Origin of the sequence: Actinoplanes hulinensis (genome assembly GCF_019429605.1) — a bacterium.
Classification (GTDB): domain Bacteria; phylum Actinomycetota; class Actinomycetes; order Mycobacteriales; family Micromonosporaceae; genus Actinoplanes; species Actinoplanes campanulatus.
In genome coordinates, this window is record NZ_JAHXZI010000007.1 from 1 (window position 1) to 23,843 (window position 23,843).

At 70.0% G+C, this 23,843-nt stretch carries 26 protein-coding genes and 1 riboswitch; of the genes, 5 read left to right on the forward strand and 21 right to left on the reverse strand.

The window, feature by feature from the left end; genetic code table 11:
• Nucleotides 1-130: 130 nt before the first annotated feature.
• From KZ829_RS14190 to KZ829_RS14210, 5 genes are read right to left on the reverse strand one after another with little or no spacing between them, the layout of a single operon-like run.
• Entirely contained in the window at nucleotides 131-652 is a 522-nt protein-coding gene (locus tag KZ829_RS14190) for a hypothetical protein (RefSeq protein ID WP_220144364.1), read from the reverse strand.
• The gene (locus KZ829_RS14195) at nucleotides 649-1,224 is read right to left on the reverse strand and encodes a GrpB family protein (protein ID WP_246635655.1); all 576 of its coding nucleotides are present in this window, start codon (nucleotides 1,222-1,224) and stop codon (nucleotides 649-651) included. The genes KZ829_RS14190 and KZ829_RS14195 overlap by 4 nt, the downstream gene beginning before the upstream one ends.
• 24 nt (nucleotides 1,225-1,248) lie before the next feature.
• Entirely contained in the window at nucleotides 1,249-1,881 is a 633-nt protein-coding gene (locus KZ829_RS14200) for a hypothetical protein (RefSeq protein WP_220144366.1), read from the reverse strand.
• A 21-nt stretch (nucleotides 1,882-1,902) separates the two neighbouring features.
• The gene (locus KZ829_RS14205) at nucleotides 1,903-2,640 is read right to left on the reverse strand and encodes a VOC family protein (RefSeq protein ID WP_220144367.1); all 738 of its coding nucleotides are present in this window, start codon (nucleotides 2,638-2,640) and stop codon (nucleotides 1,903-1,905) included.
• Nucleotides 2,641-2,658: 18 nt separating this feature from the next.
• Nucleotides 2,659-3,459: a hypothetical protein gene (locus KZ829_RS14210; RefSeq protein ID WP_220144368.1), complete on the reverse strand. Its 801-nt coding sequence runs from the start codon at nucleotides 3,457-3,459 to the stop codon at nucleotides 2,659-2,661.
• 317 nt (nucleotides 3,460-3,776) lie between these two features.
• Here KZ829_RS14210 and KZ829_RS14215 point away from each other — a divergent pair, with 317 nt between their 5' ends.
• Entirely contained in the window at nucleotides 3,777-4,643 is an 867-nt protein-coding gene (locus KZ829_RS14215; protein WP_220144369.1) for an aminoglycoside phosphotransferase family protein, read from the forward strand.
• 57 nt (nucleotides 4,644-4,700) lie between these two features.
• On the opposite strand, the gene KZ829_RS14220 is transcribed toward KZ829_RS14215, so the two are convergent.
• A complete protein-coding gene (locus KZ829_RS14220) occupies nucleotides 4,701-5,504 on the reverse strand; it encodes a CAP domain-containing protein (protein WP_246635633.1) in 804 nt (267 codons plus the stop codon).
• Nucleotides 5,505-6,200: 696 nt separating this feature from the next.
• Nucleotides 6,201-6,375, forward strand: a riboswitch (cyclic di-AMP (ydaO/yuaA leader).
• 6 nt (nucleotides 6,376-6,381) lie between these two features.
• On the opposite strand from KZ829_RS14220, the gene KZ829_RS14225 reads away from it, so the two are divergent.
• The gene (locus tag KZ829_RS14225) at nucleotides 6,382-6,957 is read left to right on the forward strand and encodes a C40 family peptidase (protein WP_220144370.1); all 576 of its coding nucleotides are present in this window, start codon (nucleotides 6,382-6,384) and stop codon (nucleotides 6,955-6,957) included.
• Between the two features lie 51 nt (nucleotides 6,958-7,008).
• Here the strand turns inward: KZ829_RS14225 and KZ829_RS14230 are convergent, their stop codons facing one another.
• The 4 genes from KZ829_RS14230 to KZ829_RS14245 all read right to left on the reverse strand — a co-directional run bounded on the left by KZ829_RS14230 (nucleotide 7,009) and on the right by KZ829_RS14245 (nucleotide 10,258).
• Complete coding sequence (locus KZ829_RS14230; RefSeq protein ID WP_220144371.1) at nucleotides 7,009-7,215, reverse strand: heavy-metal-associated domain-containing protein; 207 nt, start codon at nucleotides 7,213-7,215, stop codon at nucleotides 7,009-7,011.
• A gap of 96 nt (nucleotides 7,216-7,311) precedes the next feature.
• Entirely contained in the window at nucleotides 7,312-8,547 is a 1,236-nt protein-coding gene (locus KZ829_RS14235) for an RNA polymerase sigma factor (protein WP_220144372.1), read from the reverse strand.
• Nucleotides 8,544-8,924 (reverse strand): YciI family protein, encoded by a 381-nt coding sequence (locus KZ829_RS14240; protein ID WP_246635634.1) that lies wholly within the window; start codon nucleotides 8,922-8,924, stop codon nucleotides 8,544-8,546. Before KZ829_RS14240 ends, KZ829_RS14235 begins: the two co-directional genes overlap by 4 nt.
• Nucleotides 8,925-9,016: 92 nt before the next feature.
• Nucleotides 9,017-10,258: an MFS transporter gene (locus tag KZ829_RS14245; RefSeq protein ID WP_220144373.1), complete on the reverse strand. Its 1,242-nt coding sequence runs from the start codon at nucleotides 10,256-10,258 to the stop codon at nucleotides 9,017-9,019.
• Between the two features lie 46 nt (nucleotides 10,259-10,304).
• Here KZ829_RS14245 and KZ829_RS14250 point away from each other — a divergent pair, with 46 nt between their 5' ends.
• Nucleotides 10,305-11,444 (forward strand): ROK family transcriptional regulator, encoded by a 1,140-nt coding sequence (locus KZ829_RS14250; RefSeq protein WP_220144374.1) that lies wholly within the window; start codon nucleotides 10,305-10,307, stop codon nucleotides 11,442-11,444.
• On the opposite strand, the gene argF is transcribed toward KZ829_RS14250, so the two are convergent.
• From argF to KZ829_RS14275, 5 genes are all read right to left on the reverse strand, one after another.
• A complete protein-coding gene (gene argF / locus KZ829_RS14255) occupies nucleotides 11,413-12,414 on the reverse strand; it encodes an ornithine carbamoyltransferase (RefSeq protein WP_220144375.1) in 1,002 nt (333 codons plus the stop codon). The two genes, KZ829_RS14250 and argF, sit on opposite strands and share 32 nt — an antisense overlap.
• A 13-nt stretch (nucleotides 12,415-12,427) precedes the next feature.
• Nucleotides 12,428-13,648, reverse strand: a complete 1,221-nt coding sequence (locus tag KZ829_RS14260) for an arginine deiminase (RefSeq protein ID WP_220144376.1) — start codon at nucleotides 13,646-13,648, stop codon at nucleotides 12,428-12,430.
• 13 nt (nucleotides 13,649-13,661) lie between these two features.
• Complete coding sequence (arcC, locus tag KZ829_RS14265) at nucleotides 13,662-14,627, reverse strand: carbamate kinase (protein WP_220144377.1); 966 nt, start codon at nucleotides 14,625-14,627, stop codon at nucleotides 13,662-13,664.
• A gap of 15 nt (nucleotides 14,628-14,642) precedes the next feature.
• Entirely contained in the window at nucleotides 14,643-16,043 is a 1,401-nt protein-coding gene (locus tag KZ829_RS14270) for an amino acid permease (RefSeq protein WP_220144378.1), read from the reverse strand.
• Between the two features lie 624 nt (nucleotides 16,044-16,667).
• On the reverse strand, nucleotides 16,668-17,588 hold the full coding sequence (locus tag KZ829_RS14275) for an alpha/beta fold hydrolase (RefSeq protein WP_220144379.1): 921 nt from the start codon (nucleotides 17,586-17,588) through the stop codon (nucleotides 16,668-16,670).
• 81 nt (nucleotides 17,589-17,669) lie between these two features.
• On the opposite strand from KZ829_RS14275, the gene KZ829_RS14280 reads away from it, so the two are divergent.
• Nucleotides 17,670-18,329, forward strand: a complete 660-nt coding sequence (locus KZ829_RS14280) for a TetR/AcrR family transcriptional regulator (RefSeq protein WP_220144380.1) — start codon at nucleotides 17,670-17,672, stop codon at nucleotides 18,327-18,329.
• 16 nt (nucleotides 18,330-18,345) lie between these two features.
• Here the strand turns inward: KZ829_RS14280 and KZ829_RS14285 are convergent, their stop codons facing one another.
• The 6 genes from KZ829_RS14285 to KZ829_RS14310 form a co-directional block, all read right to left on the reverse strand.
• On the reverse strand, nucleotides 18,346-19,011 hold the full coding sequence (locus tag KZ829_RS14285) for a dihydrofolate reductase family protein (protein ID WP_220144381.1): 666 nt from the start codon (nucleotides 19,009-19,011) through the stop codon (nucleotides 18,346-18,348).
• Nucleotides 19,011-19,487, reverse strand: a complete 477-nt coding sequence (locus tag KZ829_RS14290) for an SRPBCC family protein (protein WP_220144382.1) — start codon at nucleotides 19,485-19,487, stop codon at nucleotides 19,011-19,013. The genes KZ829_RS14285 and KZ829_RS14290 overlap by 1 nt, the downstream gene beginning before the upstream one ends.
• Nucleotides 19,488-19,557: 70 nt before the next feature.
• The gene (gene iscB, locus KZ829_RS14295) at nucleotides 19,558-20,865 is read right to left on the reverse strand and encodes an RNA-guided endonuclease IscB (RefSeq protein WP_220144383.1); all 1,308 of its coding nucleotides are present in this window, start codon (nucleotides 20,863-20,865) and stop codon (nucleotides 19,558-19,560) included.
• A 347-nt stretch (nucleotides 20,866-21,212) separates the two neighbouring features.
• On the reverse strand, nucleotides 21,213-21,554 hold the full coding sequence (locus tag KZ829_RS14300) for an ArsR/SmtB family transcription factor (RefSeq protein ID WP_220144384.1): 342 nt from the start codon (nucleotides 21,552-21,554) through the stop codon (nucleotides 21,213-21,215).
• A 178-nt stretch (nucleotides 21,555-21,732) separates the two neighbouring features.
• Complete coding sequence (locus tag KZ829_RS14305; protein ID WP_220144385.1) at nucleotides 21,733-22,320, reverse strand: hypothetical protein; 588 nt, start codon at nucleotides 22,318-22,320, stop codon at nucleotides 21,733-21,735.
• A 180-nt stretch (nucleotides 22,321-22,500) separates the two neighbouring features.
• Nucleotides 22,501-23,079: a DinB family protein gene (locus KZ829_RS14310; RefSeq protein ID WP_220144386.1), complete on the reverse strand. Its 579-nt coding sequence runs from the start codon at nucleotides 23,077-23,079 to the stop codon at nucleotides 22,501-22,503.
• Between the two features lie 64 nt (nucleotides 23,080-23,143).
• Here KZ829_RS14310 and KZ829_RS14315 point away from each other — a divergent pair, with 64 nt between their 5' ends.
• Nucleotides 23,144-23,803 carry an MSMEG_1061 family FMN-dependent PPOX-type flavoprotein gene (locus KZ829_RS14315; RefSeq protein WP_220144387.1) on the forward strand — a complete coding sequence of 220 codons (660 nt, stop codon included), beginning with the start codon at nucleotides 23,144-23,146 and terminating at the stop codon, nucleotides 23,801-23,803.
• Nucleotides 23,804-23,843: the final 40 nt, after the last annotated feature.

Genomic DNA, 23,843 nt, shown 5'->3' on the forward strand with positions numbered 1-23,843 from the left:
ATCGAGCAAGCGGAGTCCTGGGGTGGGTTGTCTTGGAGTGACAAACCTCTATACCGGAACTCCGCTTCCTACTTTCTGATCAACACACCCTTGACGCCAGCCCGGACCGCCTAACTGAACGGCGTTGACTCTAGTCGAGGTCGTGGACCTCCAGCCCGCGCATGATCCGGCTTCGCATGGACCCGAATTCGTAACCATCCACATCAGAGGAAAGCTCCGCCACCTCTCGGAGCACGGGCTCGACGTCGATGCCCCTGTCACGGGCCCGATTGCACAACCACCAGATCCTCATCAGCTCGTCGCGCGGGTCGGCACCCTGATCCATCGCGGAGACGTGCATCAGCCCGCGGCGAAACTCCGTCACCGACTCCCATTCGACCGGCAGACGAGCCGCCCAGCGGAACGACGGAAAATCCCGGAAGACGGCCCGGACCTCTTCGCGGACCGGCGGACCACCAATCTCGTACGCGTCGAGCAGCGCCTCCAACGCGGCAGCGGCCTCTACCGCCACCCCGGCCTCGTCCACCGGTGCCGGCGCCCGGCGCAGTTTGTCCTGCCAATCCGGGTCACGCACGTCGACCGGGCGCTTCGCGATCTCCCGCAACAATTCATCGAGTACGGCGACGTCCGCGCGTATCGAGGCGAGATTCATGCCGTCCCCCGTACTGAAGGAGACCAGCCCGTGGCGGCCGCCCACTCCTCCGCGACGGTCACGACGAGGTCGACCACCGGGTCCTTGACCTCCGTGTAGACCTCCAGATCACCGACGGCCTCGCCCAGAACACTCTTGAACCGCGCATACGCCGGCACCGCGTGCGGATGCGCCCGGAACCAGTCCCGGAACAGCAGGGCGAGCCGCTCGTTCGGCGATCCGGCAAGCCGGCAATGCAGGTTGACCCGCCGCTCACCCGGTACGCGCTTGTTCCAGTACCGCTTGGCCCAAAGGAGCGGCGGATCCGCGCGACCGGCCGGCACATGATCCTGCTCGTACGGTCGCCGGCAGAACCCCAGGTTGGCCAACGGTCCGTCGAACGCGGCCGCCGCATCGTCGAGATCGACGACACTGACCTGTACGTCGAACACCGGCTTGGCCGCCATCCCGGGAATCGAGGTGCTGCCGATGTGATCGACCCGCAGCGCCGACGGCGCCAACGCGGCCCGCAACTCACCGACCAGAGCCGCTCCCTGGTGTCGCCAATCCGGGTCATACGCGGCTATGAACATCACGCCAGCACGGTAGCGAAACGCTCAGCGGTCCTGCCATGCGCCGATCGCCGCGACGGCATGACCATCGCCACACCACCAGACGGCGGCGCCGTCGTGGCTCCGGGCGTGAACACCGAGCCGGTGCACCGGGCACACCGGCCACGCCGACCAGAGCATGTGCATCACCGCGTCCTGCGCGTCTTCGGCCACCGCCACCAGCGCGGACACCGGGTCGGCACCGGAGGCGGGAAAGACGCCCACCCCGGTGCCCGAGTGGCCGTCCCAGGTCTCGGCGTGGGCGTTGCCGTTGTGGCCGGGCCAGTATTCCTCGTCGACCCGAAGCCGGCACCGATCGGGCAGCCCGGTCGCGGCCACGTCCTGGTTGACCAGGCGCATGGCGTCCTCGAGGCGGGTCAGCCACTCCGGCTCTTCCGTGAAGCCCGGCTGGAAACCGGCCTCCGCGAGCAGGGTGAGGGCGAGTCCGGCCAGCCGGGGCCGGCTCACCTCCGCGCAGTCGAGGCTCAGCGAGGCCAGCTCGGTGGCATCCGGATCCGCCGGCTCAAGCTCCAGCACGGACGCGGCCAGATCGAACGCGTCCGTGCAGTCGACCTCGCCTGCCCGTGCCGCGCGGTACACGGTCCGGTACAGCCGGTCGAGAACCTCAACATCATCCACGCTTCTATGATCCACGCTGGATCAACCCGGGCTGAGCAGGCAGAACTCGTTGCCTTCCGGGTCGGCGAGAACCGTCCACGAGATGTCGCCGTTGCCCAGGTCGACGGTGGTGGCGCCGAGAGCCCGCAATCGGGCCGCCTCTGCCCCCGGATCGTCACCCGGATACGGGCGAACGTCCAGGTGGACGCGGTTCCACCCGGTCTTGACGTCGGGTGTGCGCAGGAACTGCAGATACGGGCCGACACCCGCCGCCGAACGCAGGACCGCGTTGTGGTCGCTCACCCGCAGCACCGTCCAGTCCATGGCCGCGCCCCAGAACCGGGCCATGGCACGCGGATCCGCGCAGTCGACCACGACGGTGGAGATCGGCCCGGTGTCCGAGCCCGGGTCGTGCCAGTCCAGCACGCAGAACTCGTTGCCCTCCGGGTCGGCCATGACCTTCCACGGCACGTCGCCCTGCCCGAGGTCGACCGGTGTGGCGCCGAGGCCGGTCAGGCGGGCGACCAGCTCCGCCTGATGCTCCTTCGAGGTGGTGGCGAGGTCGAGGTGCACCCGGTTCTTCACCGTCTTGGGCTCCGGGGAGACGACCAGGTCGATGCAGACCGCGACGGGATCGGGGTAGACGAAACCCTCGGGTTCGAGGTTCGTCACACCGGGTCCCTCGCTGGAGACCGCCCAGCCGAGCGCCTCCGCCCAGAAAGCGCCGAGCCCGGCGTCGTCGTACGCCTTCATGTTGATCTGTACCAGCCGCGTTGCCACGCCGCCGATACTAAAGGTTCAATTCTTGGTCTCGATCTCCGCGCGCATGTCGGGGAAGTCGCCCTTCACGTCCACCGCGGTCTCGTAGAAGTGCAGGAACATGCCGACGCTTCCTTCGTCGGCCCACCCGCAGATGGCCACGTCCTCCTTACCGATGACGCTGTTGCCGCACTGCGCCACGCCGCCGAGCGAGCCGGTGCTGACAGCGGAGACCTGGGTGAGCTGGTTCTCGCCACTGAACGACTGGAACATGGTGTCGAGCATGCGCTGCGGATCGTCGATGTCGACCTCGGCCGCGAGCACGGCGATCATCTTCTTGTCGGCCAGGGACCCGTAGAAGGCCCCGAACGCGTTCGCGGCGCCCGGGTAGCCTTCCAGTTCCTTCGCCAGGTCCATGGTGAGCGAGGACAGTTCCTGGGCCTCGATTTTGGAATGACCGTTCAGCGTGCTCGGCTCACGGATGCTGATGTCCGCCTTCGCCATTTCGCTCGGGCCGGGGCTCGCCTTCTCGTTCTGGGAGAACTTCTCTCCGACCAGATAAAAAACGATTCCACCGCCGACGAGTACGACGAGCGCGATCGCCGCCGACAGGAGTGTGATCGCGACCGTTCGCGACTGTCCCTGCCGCTGCGGCGGGGCCATCGGGATACCCGGCCGGCCATACTCGGGTTGGCTGAGGCCCGGGTGGCCGTAGCTCGGCTGGGCATAGGTGGGCCGACCGAAGTCCGGCTGCTCGTAGAGTGGCGCGGTGTGCTGCGGCGTCTCATACGGGTCGACGGGCGGTGGAAGCGGTTCACCGGGCGGCGGCGGGTAGGTCATCAACGCTCCAGGACTCGAACTGTCGCTGGATACTACCGACGGCCGAAGCCGCGGCCTCTCATGACCTGGGCGGATGTGGTTACCGGACGACGGCGATGGTCAGGACGCCGGGCGGTGGGCGCACATGTCGGCGGTGTCGAAGGTGGTGAGGCCGGCGTCCGGCGCGGCCGGCGGTCGCGGGCCTGTCGGGGAGCCTACGCTGAGGTGTTGTCGCCCAGTGATCGTCGACGGATGAGGGCCGGCGCTTGACGAGTGGAAGCGATTCGCCGGACCGCGGGGCGAGGTCGGTCGTGGAAGTGCCACAGTCGTTTCGGGACATGCCGCGCTGGTGGCACGGCGGTGCCGGCTGGTTGGACCGGCTGCCCGCGCTCGTTGCGGACTGGTGTGCCCGGTGGCGGCTGACCGTCACCGGTGCGCCGGTGCATGGGTCGAACGCGCTGGTCGTACCCGTTGCCCGGGGTGAAGATCTTTTTGTTCTTCGACTGACGCCTCCCGGTCCCGGCGTCGCCGGGCAGGTGGCCGCGCTGCGGTTCTGGGACGGCCGCGGAACCGTCCGGCTCGTCCAGGCCGACGTCGATGCCGGGGTGATGCTGCTGGAACGGCTGGACATCGAAGGCTCGCTGGCCCGGGCGCCGTCGCTGGAGGCGGTCGAGGTGCTGGGGCGGATGATGCGCCGGCTGGCGGTTCCGGCGCCGTCGCACGCACCGAGTACTGCGGGAGTGGTGGCTCGGCGCCTGACGGCGATGCCGGCTGAATGGCGGCGCTTGGGCCGTCCCTTCGACGAGGTCCTGCTCGATCGCGCGGTGGCGGCCGGCGCCCGGATGGCGCGTGCCGACTCCGGTCTGGCTGTCGACGGTGACCTGCACAGCGGGCAGGTGTTGCGCGGTGAACGAGAACCGTGGCTGATCGTCGATCCCGTGCTGCTGCGCGGTGACATCGCTTACGACCTGGCCCGTGTGCTGTGGACCCGGCTCGACGACATGCCCGGGCCGGACAGCATTCTTCAGCACTTCCACATCGCCGTGGGCGCTGCCGACCTCGATCTCGATCGCTGTCGCGACGGGGTTCTCTACCGGGCCGTGGATTACTGGCTCTGGGGGCTGGCAGCCGGGTTGACCGATGATCCTCGGCGCTGTCGGCGCCTCGTCCACGCCATCGACGGGCCGGGTGAAGGAGGGGGCTGAAGCGAGATGCCCCAGCCGCACAGGGCGGCTGGGGCATCAGGCGTCAGGCGTCAGGCGTCAGTAACCGAAGTCCTGGGTGTAGTACGGGGTGCCGTCGGCCTTGAAGACCACGCCGACACCGACCGTCTTGGACTTGCAGTTGACGATGTTGGTGCGGTGGCCGGTGCTGTTCATCCAGCCGTTGACCACCTCGGAGGCGGTGCGGTAGCCGTAGGCGATGTTCTCGGCCGACGGCTGGGCGTAGCCGGCCGCCTTGGCACGGTCGACGAAGCTGGATCCGCCGCTGCCGGTGTGCGAGAACGTGCCGGTCTGGGCCATCCAGGCGCTGTGGTCGCGGGCGGCCTTGGTGAGCTGCTCGTTGACCGTCAGGGCGGAGCAGCCGTTCTTGCCACGCTCCACGTTGATCAGGCGGTTGACCTCGTCCTGCAGGGCCTGCTCGGTCGACTTGGCCGGCGTGGTGTTGCCCGGGGCGGGTGTCGTCGGCGCGGGCTGGCTCGGGGCGGGCTGGCTCGGGGCGGGCTTCGTCGGGGCGGGCGTGGTGGGAGCCGGCCGCGACGGGCGCTGGCCCGGACCGGGGTTCCAGGAGCCGTACCGGCCCGAGTCGTAGTTCCCGGAGCCGTACCTGCCCGAGTCGTAGTTCCCGGAGCCGTACCGGCCGGAGTCGTAGTTTCCGGAGCCGTACCGACCGGAGTCGTAGTTGCCGGAGCCGTACCAGGAGCCGTACTGCCCGTAGTCGGGCTGCGTCGGGCCAGGCTTCGCCGGTGCAGCCTCGGCCGGGCTCGCGATCATCGTGGTTGCGCCGACGGCGGCGACCGGGGCGAGGAGGGCGGTCACAGCGAAGCGGCGAAGAAGCTGGCGCAAGAGCAGACCCTTTCGAAATGTGCAACCCGCTGTTTGCGGGCTCACCAGTCACTTCGACGGGGCGCCGGCCGCGACGATCACAGAATCGGTGTTTGCCGGTTTCCGAATGGTTGCCGCGATCGATCCGGGCACCGGCGGCGTTCGCGGTCATCTTGCGGATCGTGGACGCTTCCGGACGTACCGTATCGATCTTGAAAGACCTGGCCGCGGAGCCCACGGGCCCACCAGCGTTCGACATGCGCTCAGCCGGACCACGAGAGGACGCGGCCGCAACCGGCCGGAGGGATCTTGACGCGAGGACCAAGGAGTCGTGTGCGGTGAGCGCCCGGCCGGTGAAGCCCCGGCCCGCCGGTGACGGCGCTCGACCACCTGGCCGTGCCCGGCGAGCCGGTGAGTCGGCCCGCCCTCGACAGAACGGATGATCGGCGGCGGGGCGACGGAGACAGCGATCCGGATTTATCGTGATCAGTTTCACACAAGATCATCACCGAGGCGTCACCGTCCATGAACACAGCGTGTCGGAAAACTTCGCACCCGTCCTGCAACCGGGACGCCGTTCGCCGAATCGATCGGCGGCCGTGGATGCCGAGGCGGGTTGGCGGCCCCGGGACCTGGGATATCAAGGAGGGGCGGCGGGCACCTGCTCGCCGGTCGTGTCAGCACGGACCACGCCGAGCCCTGCCCCGGTCCGGCGACACGAGCCACTTGGCGAGCATGAGGCAATCGGGGGCAGGGACGGGGGAACCACATATCGATCCGCCACCGCCAGTGGCAGGTAACGGATCTTGGGGTGAAGCCGCCAGCGTGCGGCCGGGCATTCCTTCGCGCCCGAACCCGACAGCTAACCTCGCAGGCGTGCCGGAGGGATTCCTTCACCGTGCACGTACGTACTTCGAGCCGGCACTTCCGCACCCTGGGAACCGGCACCATCGCCCTGTCCGTGGGTCTCGGTCTTCTCGCTGGAGGGCTCGGCACACCGCACACCGCCTCCGCCGCCCCACAGGCGCCGAGCGTCGCCGCCGTCCGGACCAACGTGACGGTGAGCCGTACCGTCACCGTCGAGGCCGCGACCAGCACTCGGGTCGTGACCGCGGCGCAGCCGATCGGCGCCCGGGTCGTGACCGAGGCCGCCCGGCACAAGGGCAAGCCCTACGTGTTCGGCGCCGTCGGGCCGAACCGATTCGACTGCTCGGGCTTCACCCTCTACGTCTACAAGAAGACGGTGGGCAAGAAGCTGCCGCACAAGGCGAACCTGCAGCAGAAGTACGGCAAGGCGATCAGCAAGGCCAAGGCCCGCCCCGGTGACCTCATCATCATCCGCAGGGGCTCGTACGGCATCCACGCCGCCATCTACGCGGGCAACGGCAAGATGTGGTCGGCGCCGCGGACCGGCAAGCCGGTCAGCAAGCAGAGGATCTGGAGCTCGAACTACGTCGTCCGGCGCCTGGCCTGATGACAGCGCTGCCCGCACCCACCACAGGGTGCGGGCAGCTGGCGTGTATGACTACCTCGCCAGTTCGTACCCGGCCTCGTCGACGGCCGCGGCCACCGCGGTGTCCTCGACGGGCTGGTCGCTGGTGACGGTGACCGCGCCGGAGGTCAGGTCGACCTCGACGCCGGTGACGCCGGGAATCCTGCCGACCTCCTCGGTCACCGAGTTGACGCAGTGTGAGCAGGTCATACCGGTCACGGTGTAGGTCCTGACAGCCATCACGGTCTCCTTGTCGTTAGCGGACGCCGACCAACCACACTACCCCTACCCCCCTAGGGTATTCAGGCCTGGGGAGACGGCCCGGCGCGTCGTGGGTCAGAGCTGGTCGCGGCGGCGGATGAGGTACGCCCGTTCGGCCGCGTTGTCGGTGCGGGCTACGGCCCGGTCGTAGGCGGCCGCCGCGGCACCGTCGCCGAGACGTCGCAGCAGGTCGGCACGGGCGGCGTGGAAGGCGTGATAGCCGTCGAGGACGTCGGCGAGCCGGTCGACCTCGGCGAGCCCGGCGGCCGGGCCGTCGACCTCGGCGACCGCGACCGCCCGGTTCAGCCGCACGATCGGTGACGGGTCGAGCCGCACCATCCGGTCGTACAGGGCGACGATCGTCGGCCAGGGGGTCTCCCGGGCCGACCGGGCCTCGGTGTGGACGGCGTTGATCGCGGCCAGGATCTGGTAGCGCCCGGCCGGTGGGCCGCCGGCCGCCGCCGCCGCGATCCGCTCCCGGACCAGCGCGGCGCCCTCGGCGATGAGGTCACGGTCCCAAAGCTTGCGGTCCTGCTCGGCGAGGATCACCAGTTCCCCGCTGTCGGACACGCGAGCCCGCCGCCGGGCGTCGGTGAACAGCATCAGGGCGAGCAGCCCGGCCACCTCGCCGTCGCCGGGCAGCAGGTCGCGCAGCAGGCGGCCGAGGCGGATCGCCTCGTCGGTGAGGTCGGCGCGGACCGGGTCGTCGCCCTCGCCGGCGAGATAGCCCTCGTTGAAGATGAGGTAGACGACCGCGAGCACGCCGGCGAGCCGCTCGCGGATGTCGCCGGCCGACGGCACCCGGTAGGGAATGCCGGCCGCCCGGATCTTCGTCTTGGCACGGGTGATGCGCTGCGCCATCGCGGTCTCCCGGACCAGGAAGGCGCGGGCGATCTCGGCGACGGTGAGGCCGCCGAGCAGGCGCAGGGTGAGCGCCACCCGGGCGTCCATGGCGAGCGCCGGGTGACAGCAGGTGAAGACGAGCCGGAGCCGGTCGTCCTCGACGGGGCCGGTGGGTTCGGGTGCGCTGTCGTCGTACACGATGAGGGCCGCCTGGTGTTTGGCGTCGCGCTGGGCCTCGCGCCGCAGCCAGTCGATCGCCTTGCGGGATGCCGTGGTGGCGAGCCACCCGCCGGGATTCGGCGGTACGCCTTCGCGCGGCCACCGCTGTGCGGCGGCCGCGAACGCCTCGGCCGTCGCCTCCTCGGCGATGTCGAGATCACCGAAACGGCGGGCGAGGCCGGCGACCAGCCGCGCCCACTCCTGACGGTGGGCGCGGGTGATCGCCTGCTCGGTGGCGCCAGCGCTCATTGCTTCCCGAGGTAGCCGGCACGGTCGGCTCCGGGGCCGCGGAACCGGTGCACCTCCTGGGGCCAGTCGAGCGCCGTCGCGAGCCGGCCGGCCCAGTAGCGCGCCGTCGCGTCGTCGGGCACCTCCACCGCGGCGAACCCGCCGAGGTGCTCCTTGGTCTCGACGAACGGGCCGTCGGTGAAGACGGCTTCCCCGTCGACGGTCTCGACGCTGCACAGCGTGGTGGACCGGTCGAGGCCGCCGTTGCTGAAGATCAGCACGCCCTCGGCCAGCATCTCGTCGATCACGGGGCGGACCGCCTCGGACTTCGCGCGGATCTGCTCCTCGGTGTGGTGGGGCACCCACTCGTCGTTGAAGGTGATCAGGTATTCCGGCATGGTCGTCTCCCTCTGATACCGGTCCGGCGGACGCCGCACACCGATTCCACGAACGGCCGCCCCTTGATACGACACCATCGGAACAGAATCTTTCAGACGGCCCGCCGGCGGTCGAGCGTGAACCCGGCAGCGGCCAGGGCGAGGCCGGCCAGGCCGAGGGCGACGCCGGCCCAGGCGGGGGCGCGGTAGCCGAGACCGGCGGCGATGACCGCTCCGCCGAGAGCCGCACCGAGACTGTTGGCGATGTTCATGGCGGACTGGTTGACCGCCGCGCCCATCAACTGTGCCCCCGGTGCGACCGTGATCAGGCGGGACTGCAGGGCGGGGCCGAGGAAGAGGCTGGTCGCGCCGATCAGGAAGGCGCCGGTGAACAGGCCGGCCGTGGTGCCGGCGGTCAGGGCGAAGAGCACCGCGGTGGCGATCATCGCGGTGAAGCCGAGGAGGGTGGCGCGGTGCAGGTCGCGGTCGGCGTACCAGCCGCCGAGCGCGTTGCCGACGGTCATGCCGAGGCCCATGGCGACCAGCACCCACGGCACGGTGCCGGCGGACAGGCCGGTGACCTCGGTGGTGACCGGGGCGATGTAACTGTTGACGGCGAAGAAGCCGGCGAAGCCGATGGCGGCGGTGGCGGCGGTCAACCAGACCAGCGGGTGGCGCAGCGAGCGCAGCTCGGCGGCGGGGGAACCGTCGGCGGCGGGCGCGTCCGGCACGGTGGCGGCCACGGCCACCAGTGCGAGGGCGAAGACACCGGCGATGACCAGGTAGGCGATCCGCCAGCCGGACTGCTGGCCGAGCCAGGTGACGGCCGGCACGCCGACGACGTTGGCGATGGTCAGCCCGCTGAGCACGACGGCGAAGCCACGGCCCTCGTTCCCGGGGCCCATCAGTTTGGCCGCGAGCAGACCGGCTGCGCCGAAGTAGGCGCCGTGCGGCAGCCCGGCCACGAACCGGGCGACCAGGACGAGGGTGAATCCGGGGGCGAGCGCGGACGCGACGGTGCCGGCCACGAAGAGCACGAGCAGGGCGAGGACCAGCCGCCGGCGCGGCACCCGGGCGGTCGCGGCGGCGATCAGGGGCGCGCCGACGACGACCCCGAGGGCGTACGCGGTGACCATCCAGCCGGCGTGCGCGACGGCGTCGGACGGTGATCGGGTGTATTCGGCGCCGAGCAGGTCCTGGGCGATCTGGGGCAGCAGGCCGGCGGGGACGAACTCGGTGAGGCCGATGGCGACGGCGCCGAAGGCGAGGGCGAGCAGGGCTGGCCAGCGGCGGTCGGCGCCGGGGTGGGGAGCCACAGCGTCGAGTTCTGCAACGCTGTTGCGTTTGTCGGTCATGGCCCGGACTTTAGCAACGCTGTTGCGTTAGTTGTAGTGTGAGCCCGTGCACCTCGCCTTCCTCCGCGACTACCACGAGGCCCTGGTCCTCACGCTGGCCCGCACCCGGCCGACCATCGAGCGCGGCACGGTCGCCGAGGTCACCGGCCTGACCCCGCAGGCCGTCTCCAAGGTCATCGCCCGGCTGCTGGAGGAGGGCCTGATCGCACCGGCCGGGGTCCGCCGGGCCGCGATGGGCAAACCGGCCGCCGTCTACCAGCTCGTGCCCGACAGCCGGTGGGCGATCGGCGCACACGTCACCCGCCGCGCCCTGCGCCTGGCCCTGACCGACCTGGCCGGCACCGTCCGGGCGAGCACCACGACCGCCCTGCCACCCGACTTCACCCCGGAGCAGCTGCTGAGCGACCTGTCCGCCGGGGTCACCGCGCTACTCGCTCCCCCGGGCCCCGAAGGCTCGCCCCGGCACCTCGCCGGAGTCGGTATCGGCATGATCGGGCCGCTCGACCAGGCCACCGGCACCGTCCGCGACGCGCATCGGCTCCGCCACTGGCACGACATCCCGCTGGCCGCCCTCGCCACCGAACGACTCGGCCTGCCGGTCCACGTCGACAAGGACGTCACCGCCGCGGTGACCGCCGAGGCGTGGCGCCGCGGCGCCGGGTTCCGCGACGCCGCCCTGATCATGGTCGAGAGCGGAGTCGGCGCCGGCCTCTGGCTCGGCGGCACCGCCCACCGCGGCGCGCACACCAACGCCGGGGAGTTCGGGCACACCGTCGTCCAGCTCGACGGCCCGCCGTGCGTGTGCGGCCGCCGCGGCTGCCTGGAAGCGGTTCACGACCGGGCCGGTGACCCGGCGGCGGCCGCGGCCGTCCTCGGTGTCGGCGTGGTCAACCTGTTGCAGACCCTCGACCTGGGGCACATCGTTCTCGCCGGAGCCGACCTGCTCGAACACGGCGACATCTACCGCCGGGCCGTCGAACACGCGGTCCGGACCCAGGTCCCCCGCGCCGACTGGCTGTCCGTCGAGGTCGCCCTGGCCGGTCTCGGCACCGACACGATCGCGGCGGGCGCCGCGATGCAGGTCCTGAACGCGCGGTACGGCGTCCCCGATGCCCGGGTGCCGGCTCGGCCGGGGCCGAGCCGGCACCCGGTGGTCAGCCCAGAGTCGCGACCAGAACCGCTTTGATGGTGTGCAGACGGTTCTCGGCCTGATCGAAGACGATGCTGGCCGGTGAGTCGAAGACCTCGCCGGTGACCTCGATGCCGGAGGTCATGCCGGTGTGCTCCATGATCTCGGCGCCGACCACGGTGTTGCTGTCGTGGAAGGCCGGCAGGCAGTGCATGAACTTGACGAGCGGGTTCCCGGTCCTCGCCAGCAGGTCACTGTTCACCTGGTACGGCGTGAGCTGGCGGACCCGGTCGGTCCACACGTTCTTGGCCTCGCCCATCGACACCCAGACGTCGGTGTGGACGAAGTCGACGCCGGCGACCGCCTCACCGGGGTTGTCGGTGATGGTGATCCGGGCGCCGGTACGCCCGGCGATCTCCTGGGCGAGCTGGACGACGTCCTTCGGCGGGTGCAGGTCGGCGGGCCCGGCGAGCCGGACGTCGCTGCCCATGAGCGCCCCCATGATCAGCAGTGAGCGGCCCATGTTGAAGCGGCAGTCGCCGAGGTAGGCGTACGTCAGGCCGTCGTAGGGTTTGTTGCTAGCCTCGCGCATGGTCAGGAAGTCGGCCAGCATCTGGGTGGGGTGCCACTCGTTGGTCAGCCCGTTGTAGACCGGCACCCCGGCGTGCGCGGCGAGTTCCTCGACGTCGGTCTGGGCGCTGCCGCGGAACTCGATGGCGTCGTACATGCGGCCGAGGACGGCGGCGGTGTCGGCGATCGACTCCTTGTGGCCCAGCTGCGACCCGGACGGGTCGAGGTAGGTGACGTGCGCGCCCTGGTCGAAGGCCGAGACCTCGAAGGCCGAGCGGGTACGGGTGGAGGTCTTCTCGAAGATGAGGGCGATCTCCTTGCCCTCGAGGTGTTTGACCTCGGTGCCGGCGTACTTGGCCAGTTTCAGCGCCTCGGCGAGCTTCAACAGGTGCCGCAGCTCCTGTGGGCTGAAGTCGATCTCTTTGAGGAAGTGGCGGTTTCTGAGGTTGAACGCCATGGACGGTCTCCGATCAGAACGCGGGGTCACGCTGGATGGGACAGGTCATGCAGTGGGAGCCGCCGCGGCCGCGGCCGAGTTCGAAGCCGGCGATCGGCAGCACCTCGATGCCGGCCTTGCGCAGCGCGGCGTTCGTGCTGGTGTTGCGCTCGTACCCGACGACGACCCCGGGTTCGAGGGCGACCACGTTGTTGCCGTCGTCCCACTGTTCGCGTTCGGCCCCGAAGCTGTCGCCGCCGGTCTCGATGACCCGCATCTCACCGATCCCGAGAACCCGCGCCATGACCTGGGGCAGCGAACCGTGTGCCTGTTCGACGACGAGGTCGTCGGCGTCGTCGCCCGGGCGGATGGCCCAGATCCGGGCGCCGTCGACGACCTGCGGGAACGCGGTGACCACGTCCCGGTCGCACATGGTGATCACCGTGTCGAGATGCATGTAGCTGCGTGACTTCGGCAGCAGCACGGCCAGCACGACCCGCGCGGCGGCGGCCCGGAACAGCGAACGTGCGATCCACAGCACGGCCTGCGGGGTGGTGCGCTCACCCATGCCGATCATCACCGCGCCGTTGCCGATGGGCTGGACGTCGCCGCCCTCGACGTTCGCGCGGCCCCAGTCCTCGTCGGCGCCGCCGAGCCAGATCGGGAACTTCTCGGCGGTGAACATCGGATGGAACCGGTAGACCGTCTCCATGATCATGGTTTCCGGTTTGCGGGCCGGTTTGGTCATCGGGTTGAGCGTGACGCCGTCGTAGATCCAGCAGGACGGGTCACGCTGGAACAGGAAGTTGGGCAGCGGCGGCAGCAGCATCGTCGTGGCCGACGCCGACTCCCACATGAGCCCGAGCGGGTTGGCCACGTCGGCCTTGGTGATCCCGCCGATCAGGAAGTCCGCCACCTGCGCCGGTTCGGCACCGCCGACCCATTCGCGGGCCCGGTCGGCGGCGGTGATCCCCACCTCGCGCTCGTTGAGAATGTGCTCGCTGACCCACAGCTTGGCGGCCGGGTCGGCAAGCGCCTCGGTGAGCAGGGTCTCCACCTCGAACACCTCGACACCGCGGCCGCGCATCACCTCGCAGAACGCGTCGTGCTCGGCCTCGGCCCGCTCGACCCACAGCACGTCGTCGAAGAGCAGCTCCTCGGCGTTCGACGGGGTCAGCCGGGTGTGTTCGAGACCGGGACGGTGCACCATGACCTTGCGTAGCTTGCCAACCTCTGAGTGAACCCCGAAGGGCATTCCGATCACCTCTTTAGAGAGCGTTGGTGGGGACGGACTGAGGTTTGAGGTCGTGCGGGCCGCCGTAGTCGCCGCCGGGGGTCACGACCGTGCCGGCCTTGCCGGCGAGGATCTGCTCCGCCTCGTCGAGCGCCCCGATCGCGGCCAGGTCACCGGTCAGCTCCACGAACCGGCAGACGGCCTCGACCTTCGGCCCCATCGAGCCGGGCGGGAACTCCTCGCGGCGCAACGCGGCCGGGGTGGCCCGGGACAGGACCTCGGCCTGGCCGGTGCCGAAACCGCGGTACACCGCGGGCACGTCGGTGAGCAGCAGCAGCGCATCCGCCTCGAGCGACTCGGCCAGGACCGCGGTGGCCAGATCCTTGTCGACGACCGCCTCGACACCCTCCAGCCGGCCCGCCTCGTTGCGGATCACCGGTACGCCGCCCCCGCCGGCGCAGACCACCACCGCGCCGGTGGACAGCAGCTGGCGGATGATGCGGGTCTCGACGATCCGCTCGGGCGCCGGTGACGGGACGACCCGGCGCCAGTGCGGCCCGTCCGGTTTCACGTCCCAGCCCCGTTCGGCCGCCAGCCGTCGCGCCGTCGCCTCGTCGTACACCTGCCCGACGAACTTGGTCGGCGACGCGAACGCCGGGTCGGCGGCGGACACCAGGGTCTGGTTGACGATCGCCGCGACCTGCCGCCCCGGCAGGGCGTTCTGCAGGCCCTGGAGCAGCCAGTAGCCGATCATTCCCTGGGTCTGCGCGCCGAGGACGTCCAGCGGGTAGGGCCGTTCCAGGTCAGGGTCGTTCGCACTCTCCAGGGCGAGCATGCCGACCTGCGGGCCGTTACCGTGGGTGATGACCAGCTCGTGGCGGGCGGCCAGCGGGGCCAGGGCTTCGACGGCTCGGCGGGCGTTCTCCTGCTGGATCGCGGCGTCGGGCTTCTGGCCGCGTTGCAGCAGCGCGTTGCCGCCGATGGCGATCACGATGCGCATGGGGATCCTTCCGGGTCAGTGGTAGGGCGGGACCGGCGGCGGTTCGGTCATCCGGGTACGCATGCGCAGGTAGACGGGTATGCCGATGAGCATGGCCGCGCCCGCCATCAGGAACGGGCTCCACACCTGGTACCAGTTGTCCGCACCGGTGTTGCGGGAGCACACGATGAACAGGACCGAGAAGGCCAGGGCGAGGACCGCCACCGTCGCGTCGCGGGCGAAGCGTGGCGTGTGCAGTTCCCGGCGGTCGCGCAGCCGCCACTTCAGTTGGGCGAGCGCGGAGAACGCGTACGGGATCGCGGCGGTGATGCCGGTCATCAGCACCAGGGTGTTGAAGACGGTGGCGCCGCTGGCGCCCATGAAGCTCACCGCCATCGCGACACTGCCCAGCACGGTGGAGGAGATGATGCTGACCGCCGGCACCCCGCGGCTGGAGACCCGCCCGAACACCTCCGGGAACAGGCCGTCCTTCGCGGCCGCCAGCGGCATCTCGGCGCAGATCATGATCCAGCCGTTGAGAGCGCCGATGCCGGAGACGATCACGGCCAGGGCCACCAGCGATCCCGCCCAGGTGCCGCCGCCGACCATCGCGTCGGCCGCCACCGAGTACGACGCCTTGTTCTCGTCCTTGGCGAGTTCCGTGGTGGGCACCGTGCCGAACACGGCGATCATCGAGAGCAGATAGACCACCGAGGAGCCCAGCGTGCCCAGCAGCGTGGCCTTGGGAATGTTGCGCTCGGGGTCGCGGACCTTCGCCGCGGCGACCGCGGCCGCCTCCACCCCGAGATAGCTGAAGAGGCAGATCGCCATCGCGCTGCCGATCGCGCTCAGATCGGACTCGCCGCTGACGTTCCACGGTGAGAAGTTGCCGGAGCTGATGGCGAACAGGCCGACGGTCGACATCAGCGCCAGCGGCACGTACTTGATGATCGACGTCCAGAGCTGGACGGCCCCGGCGTTCTTGACGCCGCTGAGGTTCACGGCCGCCGGAATCCACAGGCCGACGAGGGCGATGACGATCGACCAGCCGGCCACATGACCGGTGTTGACGAACTTCTCGACGTAGAAGACCCAGCCGGTGACGATCGCCGCGTTCCCGGCCCAGGCCGTGATCCAGTACGACCACGCGTTCATGAATCCCGTGCCGTTGCCGAAACCGGCACGGGCGTAGGCGTACGGGCCACCGTCGGCGGGCAGCCGCCGCGACAGCGACGCGAACATCAGCGCCAGCGCGACCGCGCCCAGTGTGGTCAGCAGCATCGCGACGATGCTGATCGGCCCGATCGACGCCAGGGAGTACGGCAGGTTGAAGATGCCGACCCCGATGATGCTGCCCAGAATGAGCGCCGTGGCTTGCGGGAGCCCCAGGCTGGCGGCGGCCTCGGGCTTCGACGACGCTTCTCTGACCTCTGCCATGGCTCTCCCCGCACTGCTGGGTGGACATCGCATGAATGACGATTTACGTGCGTTAACCTCGTGTTTCAGTTACCGTTGCCTCGCGATTCGCCCCGTGCGCGGTCAGTGGCGAACCACACCTGAACGATGGCGGCCGATCCCCCGCCTCACTTCGTCCGGAGCGGATGAATTCCGCGGACCCCGACGCCCTCGGATGTGGACTTTGGACTGGTCAAGGGCCTGCATCAGGAAACAGGGCGGACCAATCCGTCCCGCCGGCCGTGGCGATTTCATTCTCCGCAGAATGTGCAGGATGCGACCGTGAACTACATTGGCCACGATCGGCCACACGGGGGTTGCACGACGGTTTTCGGCTGCCGTACCTGCGGAACCGCGCTGACGGTTCCGGTGTCGAGAGTGGCGCTTCCCGCTCACACGTGTCTGAGGCTCAGCTACGGCCCGGGTTCGCACGACCCGGTGCTGGAACCCGGCACGGTTGCTGGACGGCGGGTGGCGGCCGGACCTGCCCGAGCCGGTCACTCGGCGGATGTGCGCTGTTCGACACCGTCTTCGCCCGCCGCGGCGCGCCCACGGCGTAGAGCCGACGCCGCTCAGGATCGGTGTGTGCGTACCCGGATGGGTCTTTCAGCCGTCGATTCTCTGCGTCTGGGCGGCATCGTCGGCGCGGGCGCGGATCTCGCGGGCCACGGTGGGCCAGATCTCCCGGGGGAGGTCGTGGCCGGTGCCCGGAAGTTCGACGTAGCGGGCGTTCGGCACCGATGCGGCGATGCGGCGGCCGGCGGCGGGGCGGATCAGCGGGTCCTGCTCGCCGTGCAGCACGAGGGTGGGGACGCGGAGCTCGCGGAGACGTGGGCCGTGCCAGGTGGCGCTGGTCTGGCGGGCCTGGGCGCGGCTGTCGCGGACGCCGCTGGGCAGTCCGGCGTCGAGTTCGCGCTCGACGCGGAGGCGGGCGTCCTGCTCGTCGAAGGGGTAGCCCGGGGAGGCGACCGCCCGCAACAGGTCCAGGCCCGCGACCACGTCGCCGTCGCGGCCGGCGGGGTGGCGCATCCGGGTCAGGCGCGCCAGGAACGGCAGGCGCACGTAGCGGAGGACGGCGGCGCCGCGAACGTCGCTGGGCACGGCGGCGTACGAGGTCAGGGTGTGCACCCGGTCGGGGTGACGTAGTGCGGTGCGCTGGGCGACCAGGCCGCCCTGGGAGATGCCGAAGAGGTGGGCGCGCTGCCAGCCGAGCGCGTCGAGGACGGCGACCGTGTCGTCGGCCATGTCCTCGGCGGTGTAGGCGGGCGGGCGCCGGCGCAGCAGGGCGGTCAGCGGGTTGCCGACGGGCGTGTCGTCGAAGTGGGTGGAGCCGCCGGCGTCGCGGCCGTCGAACGAGACGACGCTGAATCCGGCGTCGATCAGTGCGGCGACCAGGCCGTCGGGCCACCAGAGGCGGGAGACGCCCAGTCCCATGAGCAGCAGCAGCGGCTCGCCGCCGGCGCCGCCGAGGTCGTCGACCGCGAGACGTACGTCGCCGTTGCGTGCGGTGTACGGGGTCCTGGTCATCATCGCCTCACTCATTCGGGAACAGCGTTCGCGAACACTGTACTCGGAACGATAGGGTGGGCACAACGGGAGAGGAGCGGCATGGAGACGGTGCCGGTGTGGCTTCGAGAACGGCGTACGGGCGTGGGCCGGCCCGCCGAGCGATCCCGCGCGGAGGTGACCGCCGCGGCGATCGCCCTGGCCGACCGGGAGGGCCTGGCCGCCGTGTCGATGCGCCGCGTCGCCGCCGAACTGGGCACCGGCGCGGCGTCGCTCTACCGCTACGTCGACAGCCGGGACGACCTGCTCGATCTGATGACCGACGAGATGGCCACCGAGTATCAACTGCCCGAGCCGGGCGGCCCCTGGCTGCCGGCCCTGCTGGAGGTGTACCGGCAGGGCCGCACGGTGATGCTGCGGCACACCTGGCTGCCGGAGCTGATGCTCACCCGCTCCACGCTCGGCCCGCACTCCACCGAACTACTGGAACACGTGCTCGCGATCCTCGCCGCGCACCCGGCGGGCGCGGGCCGCAAACTGGAGGCGTTCGCCGTGATGACCACGCTCACCGCCGCCCTCACCTTGAACGAACTCAACGCGAGCTCCGGCGCCCCGCAGAGGCAGGGCGCCTACCTGGCCCACGCGGTCGCGGCGGGACGGCACCCCCACCTGACGGCGGCGCTGGCCGGCGGCCCGCCGACACCGGCGCCACGTTTCGAGGACACGGTGTCACGGGTGCTCACCGGCCTGCTGGGCGAATGAGCGCCGCCGTCACCGGTCAGCGAGGGTGTACGGCGTAGGTCAGGTGCGTCACCCGCGGTGACGGCTCGGAGCGGACCGGCTCCAGCCTGATCCGGGAGGCGTCCACGCCGTCGAACAGGCGGGTGCCGGAGCCGAGGAGCACGGGCGCCAGCGCGATCGTGAACTCGTCGACCAGGCCGGCGTTCACGTACTGCAGGATCGTCTCCCCACCGCCCGAGATGCGGACGTCACGGTCGCCGGCGGCCTCGCGGGCCCGGTCGAGCGCGGACTTGATGCCGTCGTTGACGAAGTGGAAGGTCGTCCCGCCGGGCCGCTCCCACGGCTCCCGCTCGGTGTGCGTCACGACGAAGACCGGCGTGTGGAAGGGCGCCTCCTCCGGCCATGACTGCTCGCCGAGGTCGAACATGCGCTTTCCCATGACGTTCGCGCCGATTCGCTCGTACGTCTCCCGCGCGATCTCGTTGTCGCGCCCCTCCTCGCCGCCCTCGCCCAGCTTGAGGTTCTCCCGGAAGAACCGCAGCGGGAACATCCACTGCTGCAACTCCCCCCACTGTTTCATCCACCGCCGCACGTCCGGATCATCCTGCCTACCGGGCGTGAGGAAGTCGTCGACGGACGGCGGCTCGGGCGCGACGAAGCCGTCCAGCGACATCGACACACCGAAGAACACCTTTCCGGCCATCAGCTCTCCCCTTCCTTCAGCAAAACCTCGATGACGTACGCCGACAGGTTGCCCAGAGTCTGCCGACCACCCTCGACAGCGTGGTATTTCTCGACCGCCTCGTCGCGCAGCTGCTTCGTGGGGAACACCGTGCGCATCTCGATCCGGGTCGCCACGCCGTCCGGTGTGAACGTCAGAACCGACTCGAACGCGTTCGGGTCGTCGTGGAACTCCCCGTGCAGCAGCGCGATCCGCTCCGGCGGGACGATCTCGGTCCAGGTGATCCATTCGGAGTAGTCGGTCCCGTCCGGCCCGTGCATCACGAAGTCCCACACCTCGCCCTCGCGGAACTCGAAGGACCGCGTGGTGGTGCTGAAGCCCTCCGGCCCCCACCACCGGGACAGGTGACGGACCTCGGTGAACGCCTCGAACACCAGCTCCCGCGGGGCGTCGATGACCCGGGAGATCACGATTTCCCGCTCTTCTGCGCCGGTCATCGCACCACGGGGGCGGAAACCGGCTCCTTCAGGGCCGGGAGGAAACCCGGTACGGGCCGGCGGCTTCTCGTCAGGCATGGGTTGGTTGTCCTTCGGGTTGGTGGGTGTAGGCCCAGCCGTCGGCGCGTTGCAGCAGCCGGATGTGCCGGTGGTGGACTCCTTGAAGCAGCCCGGTTCCGGTGCGGATGTTGAACCTGCCGGTGCTGCGTACGGCGACCCGGCCGGTGTGCGTGCCGCGGTTGACACCGGCCGGAACGACCGCGTGGACGAGGTCACCGGTGGCGAAGCCATACACCTGTTTCGTCCTCGGTAGGCGCAGGCGGGGGAAGCCGTACCTGTCGCTGCGGGTGCGGCTATAGGTGCCCCGGCCCGTTGACGTCGCGACCAGCGCCGTGCCCGGCCATCGGGTGACGGTGTCGAGTGCGCCGGTGTGCAGCGCGTCAAGGGTGTGGGTTTTCAGTGCGCCGGTGCGGTGCCGGTTCCATTTCGTGCGGCCGCCGGTAGCAACCTGCACTGGCAGGCCGGTACCGGTCAGCGCTCGCCACAACGCCCACCGGGTCGAAGTTGCCGCGGCGGCATCGCGCAGTGGTGTCTTCGTCTGGCGCAGGATCCGGGCGAGCACGTCCGGCCGGTCGGTGAGGAACACCTCTGCCGGTGTGGGGCCTTTCGCCTGGTTGCACGGGACGCAGGCCAAGGTGAGATTTGAGATCCGGTCGGATCCGCCGCACGCTCTCGGGCGGATGTGGTCGATGTTGAGCGGCACCCCCGAGGCGCCGCAGTACGCACACCGGCGTTTCCACTTCTCGAGCAAATACTCGCGGACCTCGTACCCGGCAAGTTCCCCGGCTTGATACTCCACGCCTTGGATGGCCGGGTTCTGCAGCAGCTGGGTGTCGAACGCGACCCGTTCGACGTGTAGCTGGGTGACCGGCGCCCACCGGCGCAGCCGCTCCACCCAGGACATGGTGTTGTCGACCCGGTGCCGCAACGATGGGGCGAGCCAGCCTTGCGACCGGGCACGGTTGTTGAACCGTGGCGCCCGGTGCCGCAGGTTCCGTGACCGGCGGCCACGGCGCAGCGCAGCCCGGGCGGTGAGCTTGTCCCGGATCTGCCCGCCCCGGTGCCGGACCTCGATCAAGAGCAGTCCGGTACGGGTACCGTCCTGGGCGGTGAACACGGCGACGCCGGTCGCCTTCGACCCCGGGTCCACCCCGACCTCAACCCCCAGAATCTCCGACTCGCCCACGGTGCGGTCTTTGAGCCGGATGACGAACGGGGTGTGGCGGTGCACGACGGCGCGGCCGGCGGTGAGCAGTTTGCGGGCGCGGGCGGGTGTGCACGGTTGTAGTGGCCAGCCGTGTTTGTCGAGGACGAGCACGACCGGATGATGGGTTGGTGGGGTCTTACGGCCCCGGTCTCCGGACGGTGGCCCGTCCGGGTGACGCCGCTGGCCCGCATGCGGGGCAGTGGTCTCCCCTCGCCCATGTTGCACACCAGATACCGCAACGGGGTCGCGGTGTCCGTGTCCCGTTTCGTGCGCTCTCGTCGGCTTGTCTGCTGACACGGATTCCAGAGTCCGGCGCTGAGGAAGCACACCGGAGCGGGTCGACTGTCTTGTATGCAACGTAGTCACCTCCTTCAAGGTGCCTCGGGCTGGTCAGCCGTCCCCTCCGCACCGAGCCCGCTGACGCGAGCACGGTCCTTCGGGGCCGAGAAGCTGACCAGTCAGTCCTCCTGCCGTGTCTGCTTGAGCTCCTGCACGTACGTTTCCAGCCGGTCGAAACCGCCGGCCCAGAACCGTTCGAATCCGCCCACCCACTCGTGGATCGGCCGCAACCCGCGAGCGTCCAGGCCGTAGAGGCGCTGCTTGCCCACCTCACGGACACGCACCAGCCCCACCTCCCGGAGCACTCGCAGGTGTTTGGACGCCCGTGGCTGGCTCATCCCCAGCTCCTGGGCCAGGTCGGTCACCGGCCACTCCCCCGCCCGCAGCAGCGCCAGGATGTCCCGGCGCTGCGGCTCGGCGATCGCGTTGAACGCGTCCGACGTCGTAGCTGCTCGTGCCATGACTACAATCATATTCCCATAACGGAATGCGTCAAGCCGAAGCGACGCCCCATTGGTCGGAGTCAGCGGGTGTCCCGCCTACTTCGCGATCACGGCATTGACCGCCGGCACCGAGCGGAAGATCACCGATCTGGTATGGCAAGCGGCCCGGCTGAGAAAGGTCGGTGTCCGCTTCCGCTCAGTCGGTTCGGATCGTTCCGACGGGGATGCAGTTCTTCTTGCCCGCGATACTGACATCGCACAGGGACGCACCCTCGAGGTCGGCCTTCTCGGAGACCAACTGCCAGGCCCAGGTGTAGTACACCGTGTTCGCTTCCAGGACGTCGACACCCTCTGCCCCGTCACCCCCGAAGAGCACCTGGTCCTCGGTGAGATAGGGCTCGCGGCCGTCGAACACGGTCCCGATGTACTGGTTCAGGTCCTGACTGCGGCTGGGGTAGTCGATGCTCAGGTGCTGGATCGGTGCGGTGATCCGGCGTTCCGGCGGATCGGCCTCCACCCGCAGCAGCAGCACCAGCGCCGTCGTGCCGGCCGGCGGCGGCGGGTCGGACGGCATGGACAGCGTCGTCATGGCGTCGAGCACCTGCACCGTGTACGTGTACGTGTTTTCCACGTGCAGCACGGGCCCACGAGCCGCGGGAAGCGTGGGCCGGGTCAGGTCGTCCCCCGCGTACTTTCCCGAACCGAGGGATGGCGCTGTTCCGGCCTGCGCCGCGCCCGCATCCGCATCGGCACTGCCGGAACTGCCGCACGCCGCGAGCGCCACCGAGCCCAGCAACACGAGAAGCGGAATACCGACTCTGACTCCACGCACCGCAGCCTCCGCGATAGATCGATGATCGCCGTCCCGGTCGCGGACTGTACCAAGCCTCCGCCGACGAGATCAGCCGCTCGCGCGGCGCAGCGACCTCGCACGTACTGCTGCCCGGTAGGCGGCAGTGACCGGTCAGGCGAAGGAACGCGCGGTGGCTTCCAGCCGGTCGCGGTAGGCGGCCCACCACGCCTCGTCGGCCTCGTGGACGTTGTCGCCGGGGCTCAGCCAGCCGACCTGGCCGTCGATCAACTCGCGGACGAGATCGGCGTGGCCGGCATGGCGGTTCAGCTCGGCGAGCACGTGTACGAGGATGTGGTGCAGTGTCACCGGAATGTCTCCCCACCAACGGACCGATCCGGGCGCGTCGATCGGGAGCGCCTCGATCGTCGCGTCGGCGTGGGCCCAGGCCTGCTGCCACAGGGCGATGATGTCGTCGCGGGACTCGCCGGCGCCGGCCCACATGTCCACGTTGGGTTCGGCGCCCTCGGCCAGGCTGAGCAGTGGCCTGGGGAACGGCCGGTCGAACACCTCGCCGAAGTAGCCGGCGGTCACCACGGCCACGTGCTTGACCAGTCCGAGCAGGTTCGTTCCGGTCGGTACGAGCGGCCGCCGGACGTCGTACTCCGACAGCCCGTCGAGCTTCCCGAGCAGCGACTCGCGTGCCTCCCGCAGGTAGCGGAGAAGATTCGCCTTGGCATCGAGATCAGTCATGCCGCCCAGGATGCCATCGGCCGCGCGGTCCCCGTACACCGAAGGGGTTTATTAAGGTCGATGCATGCGACCAGATCTCGCCACCAGCGCCTTCGACTCGTTGCGCCACGACGCCGTGCCCGACCGGGAGACGCTGCGCCGAACCTATGCGATGCCCGGCGACGCGGCCGTGCGCAAACAGATGACCGAACTCACCGACCAGACCCGGCAGTTGATCGCCTGCTCCTCGCTGGTCTTCATCGCCAGCGCGGACGCCGACGGCAACTTCGACGTCTCGCCGCGCGGCGGCCCCGCCGGATTCGTCAGCGTCCTGGACCCGCGGACCGTGGTGATTCCGGACGCGACCGGCAACAAGCGGCTGGACACCCTGCAGAACGTCATCGCCACCGGGCGGGCCGGGCTGCTGTTCGTCATCCCGGGGCGCGCCACGACGCTGCGCGTGAACGGCCGGGCCTGCGTCTCCACCCGCCCGGACCTGCTGTCTCAGCTGACCGCGGTGGGTAAGCCGCCGGCCAGTGCGCTGGTGGTGGGCATCGACGAGGTCTACCCGCACTGCCCCAAGTCGTTCCTGCGCGGCTCGGCCTGGAAGCCCGAGGAGTGGCTCGCGGCGGACGCCCAGCCGACCTCGGCCGAGGTGACGCTGGCCCAGCTGAGGATGCCGGATCTGACGATCGCCGAGATCGAGCAGACGGAGGCGGACGCGCTGAAGTACCGGTACGAGTGAGCCGAGCGGAGGGTGAGCACCGGAGTGAGGCCGCTCTGCC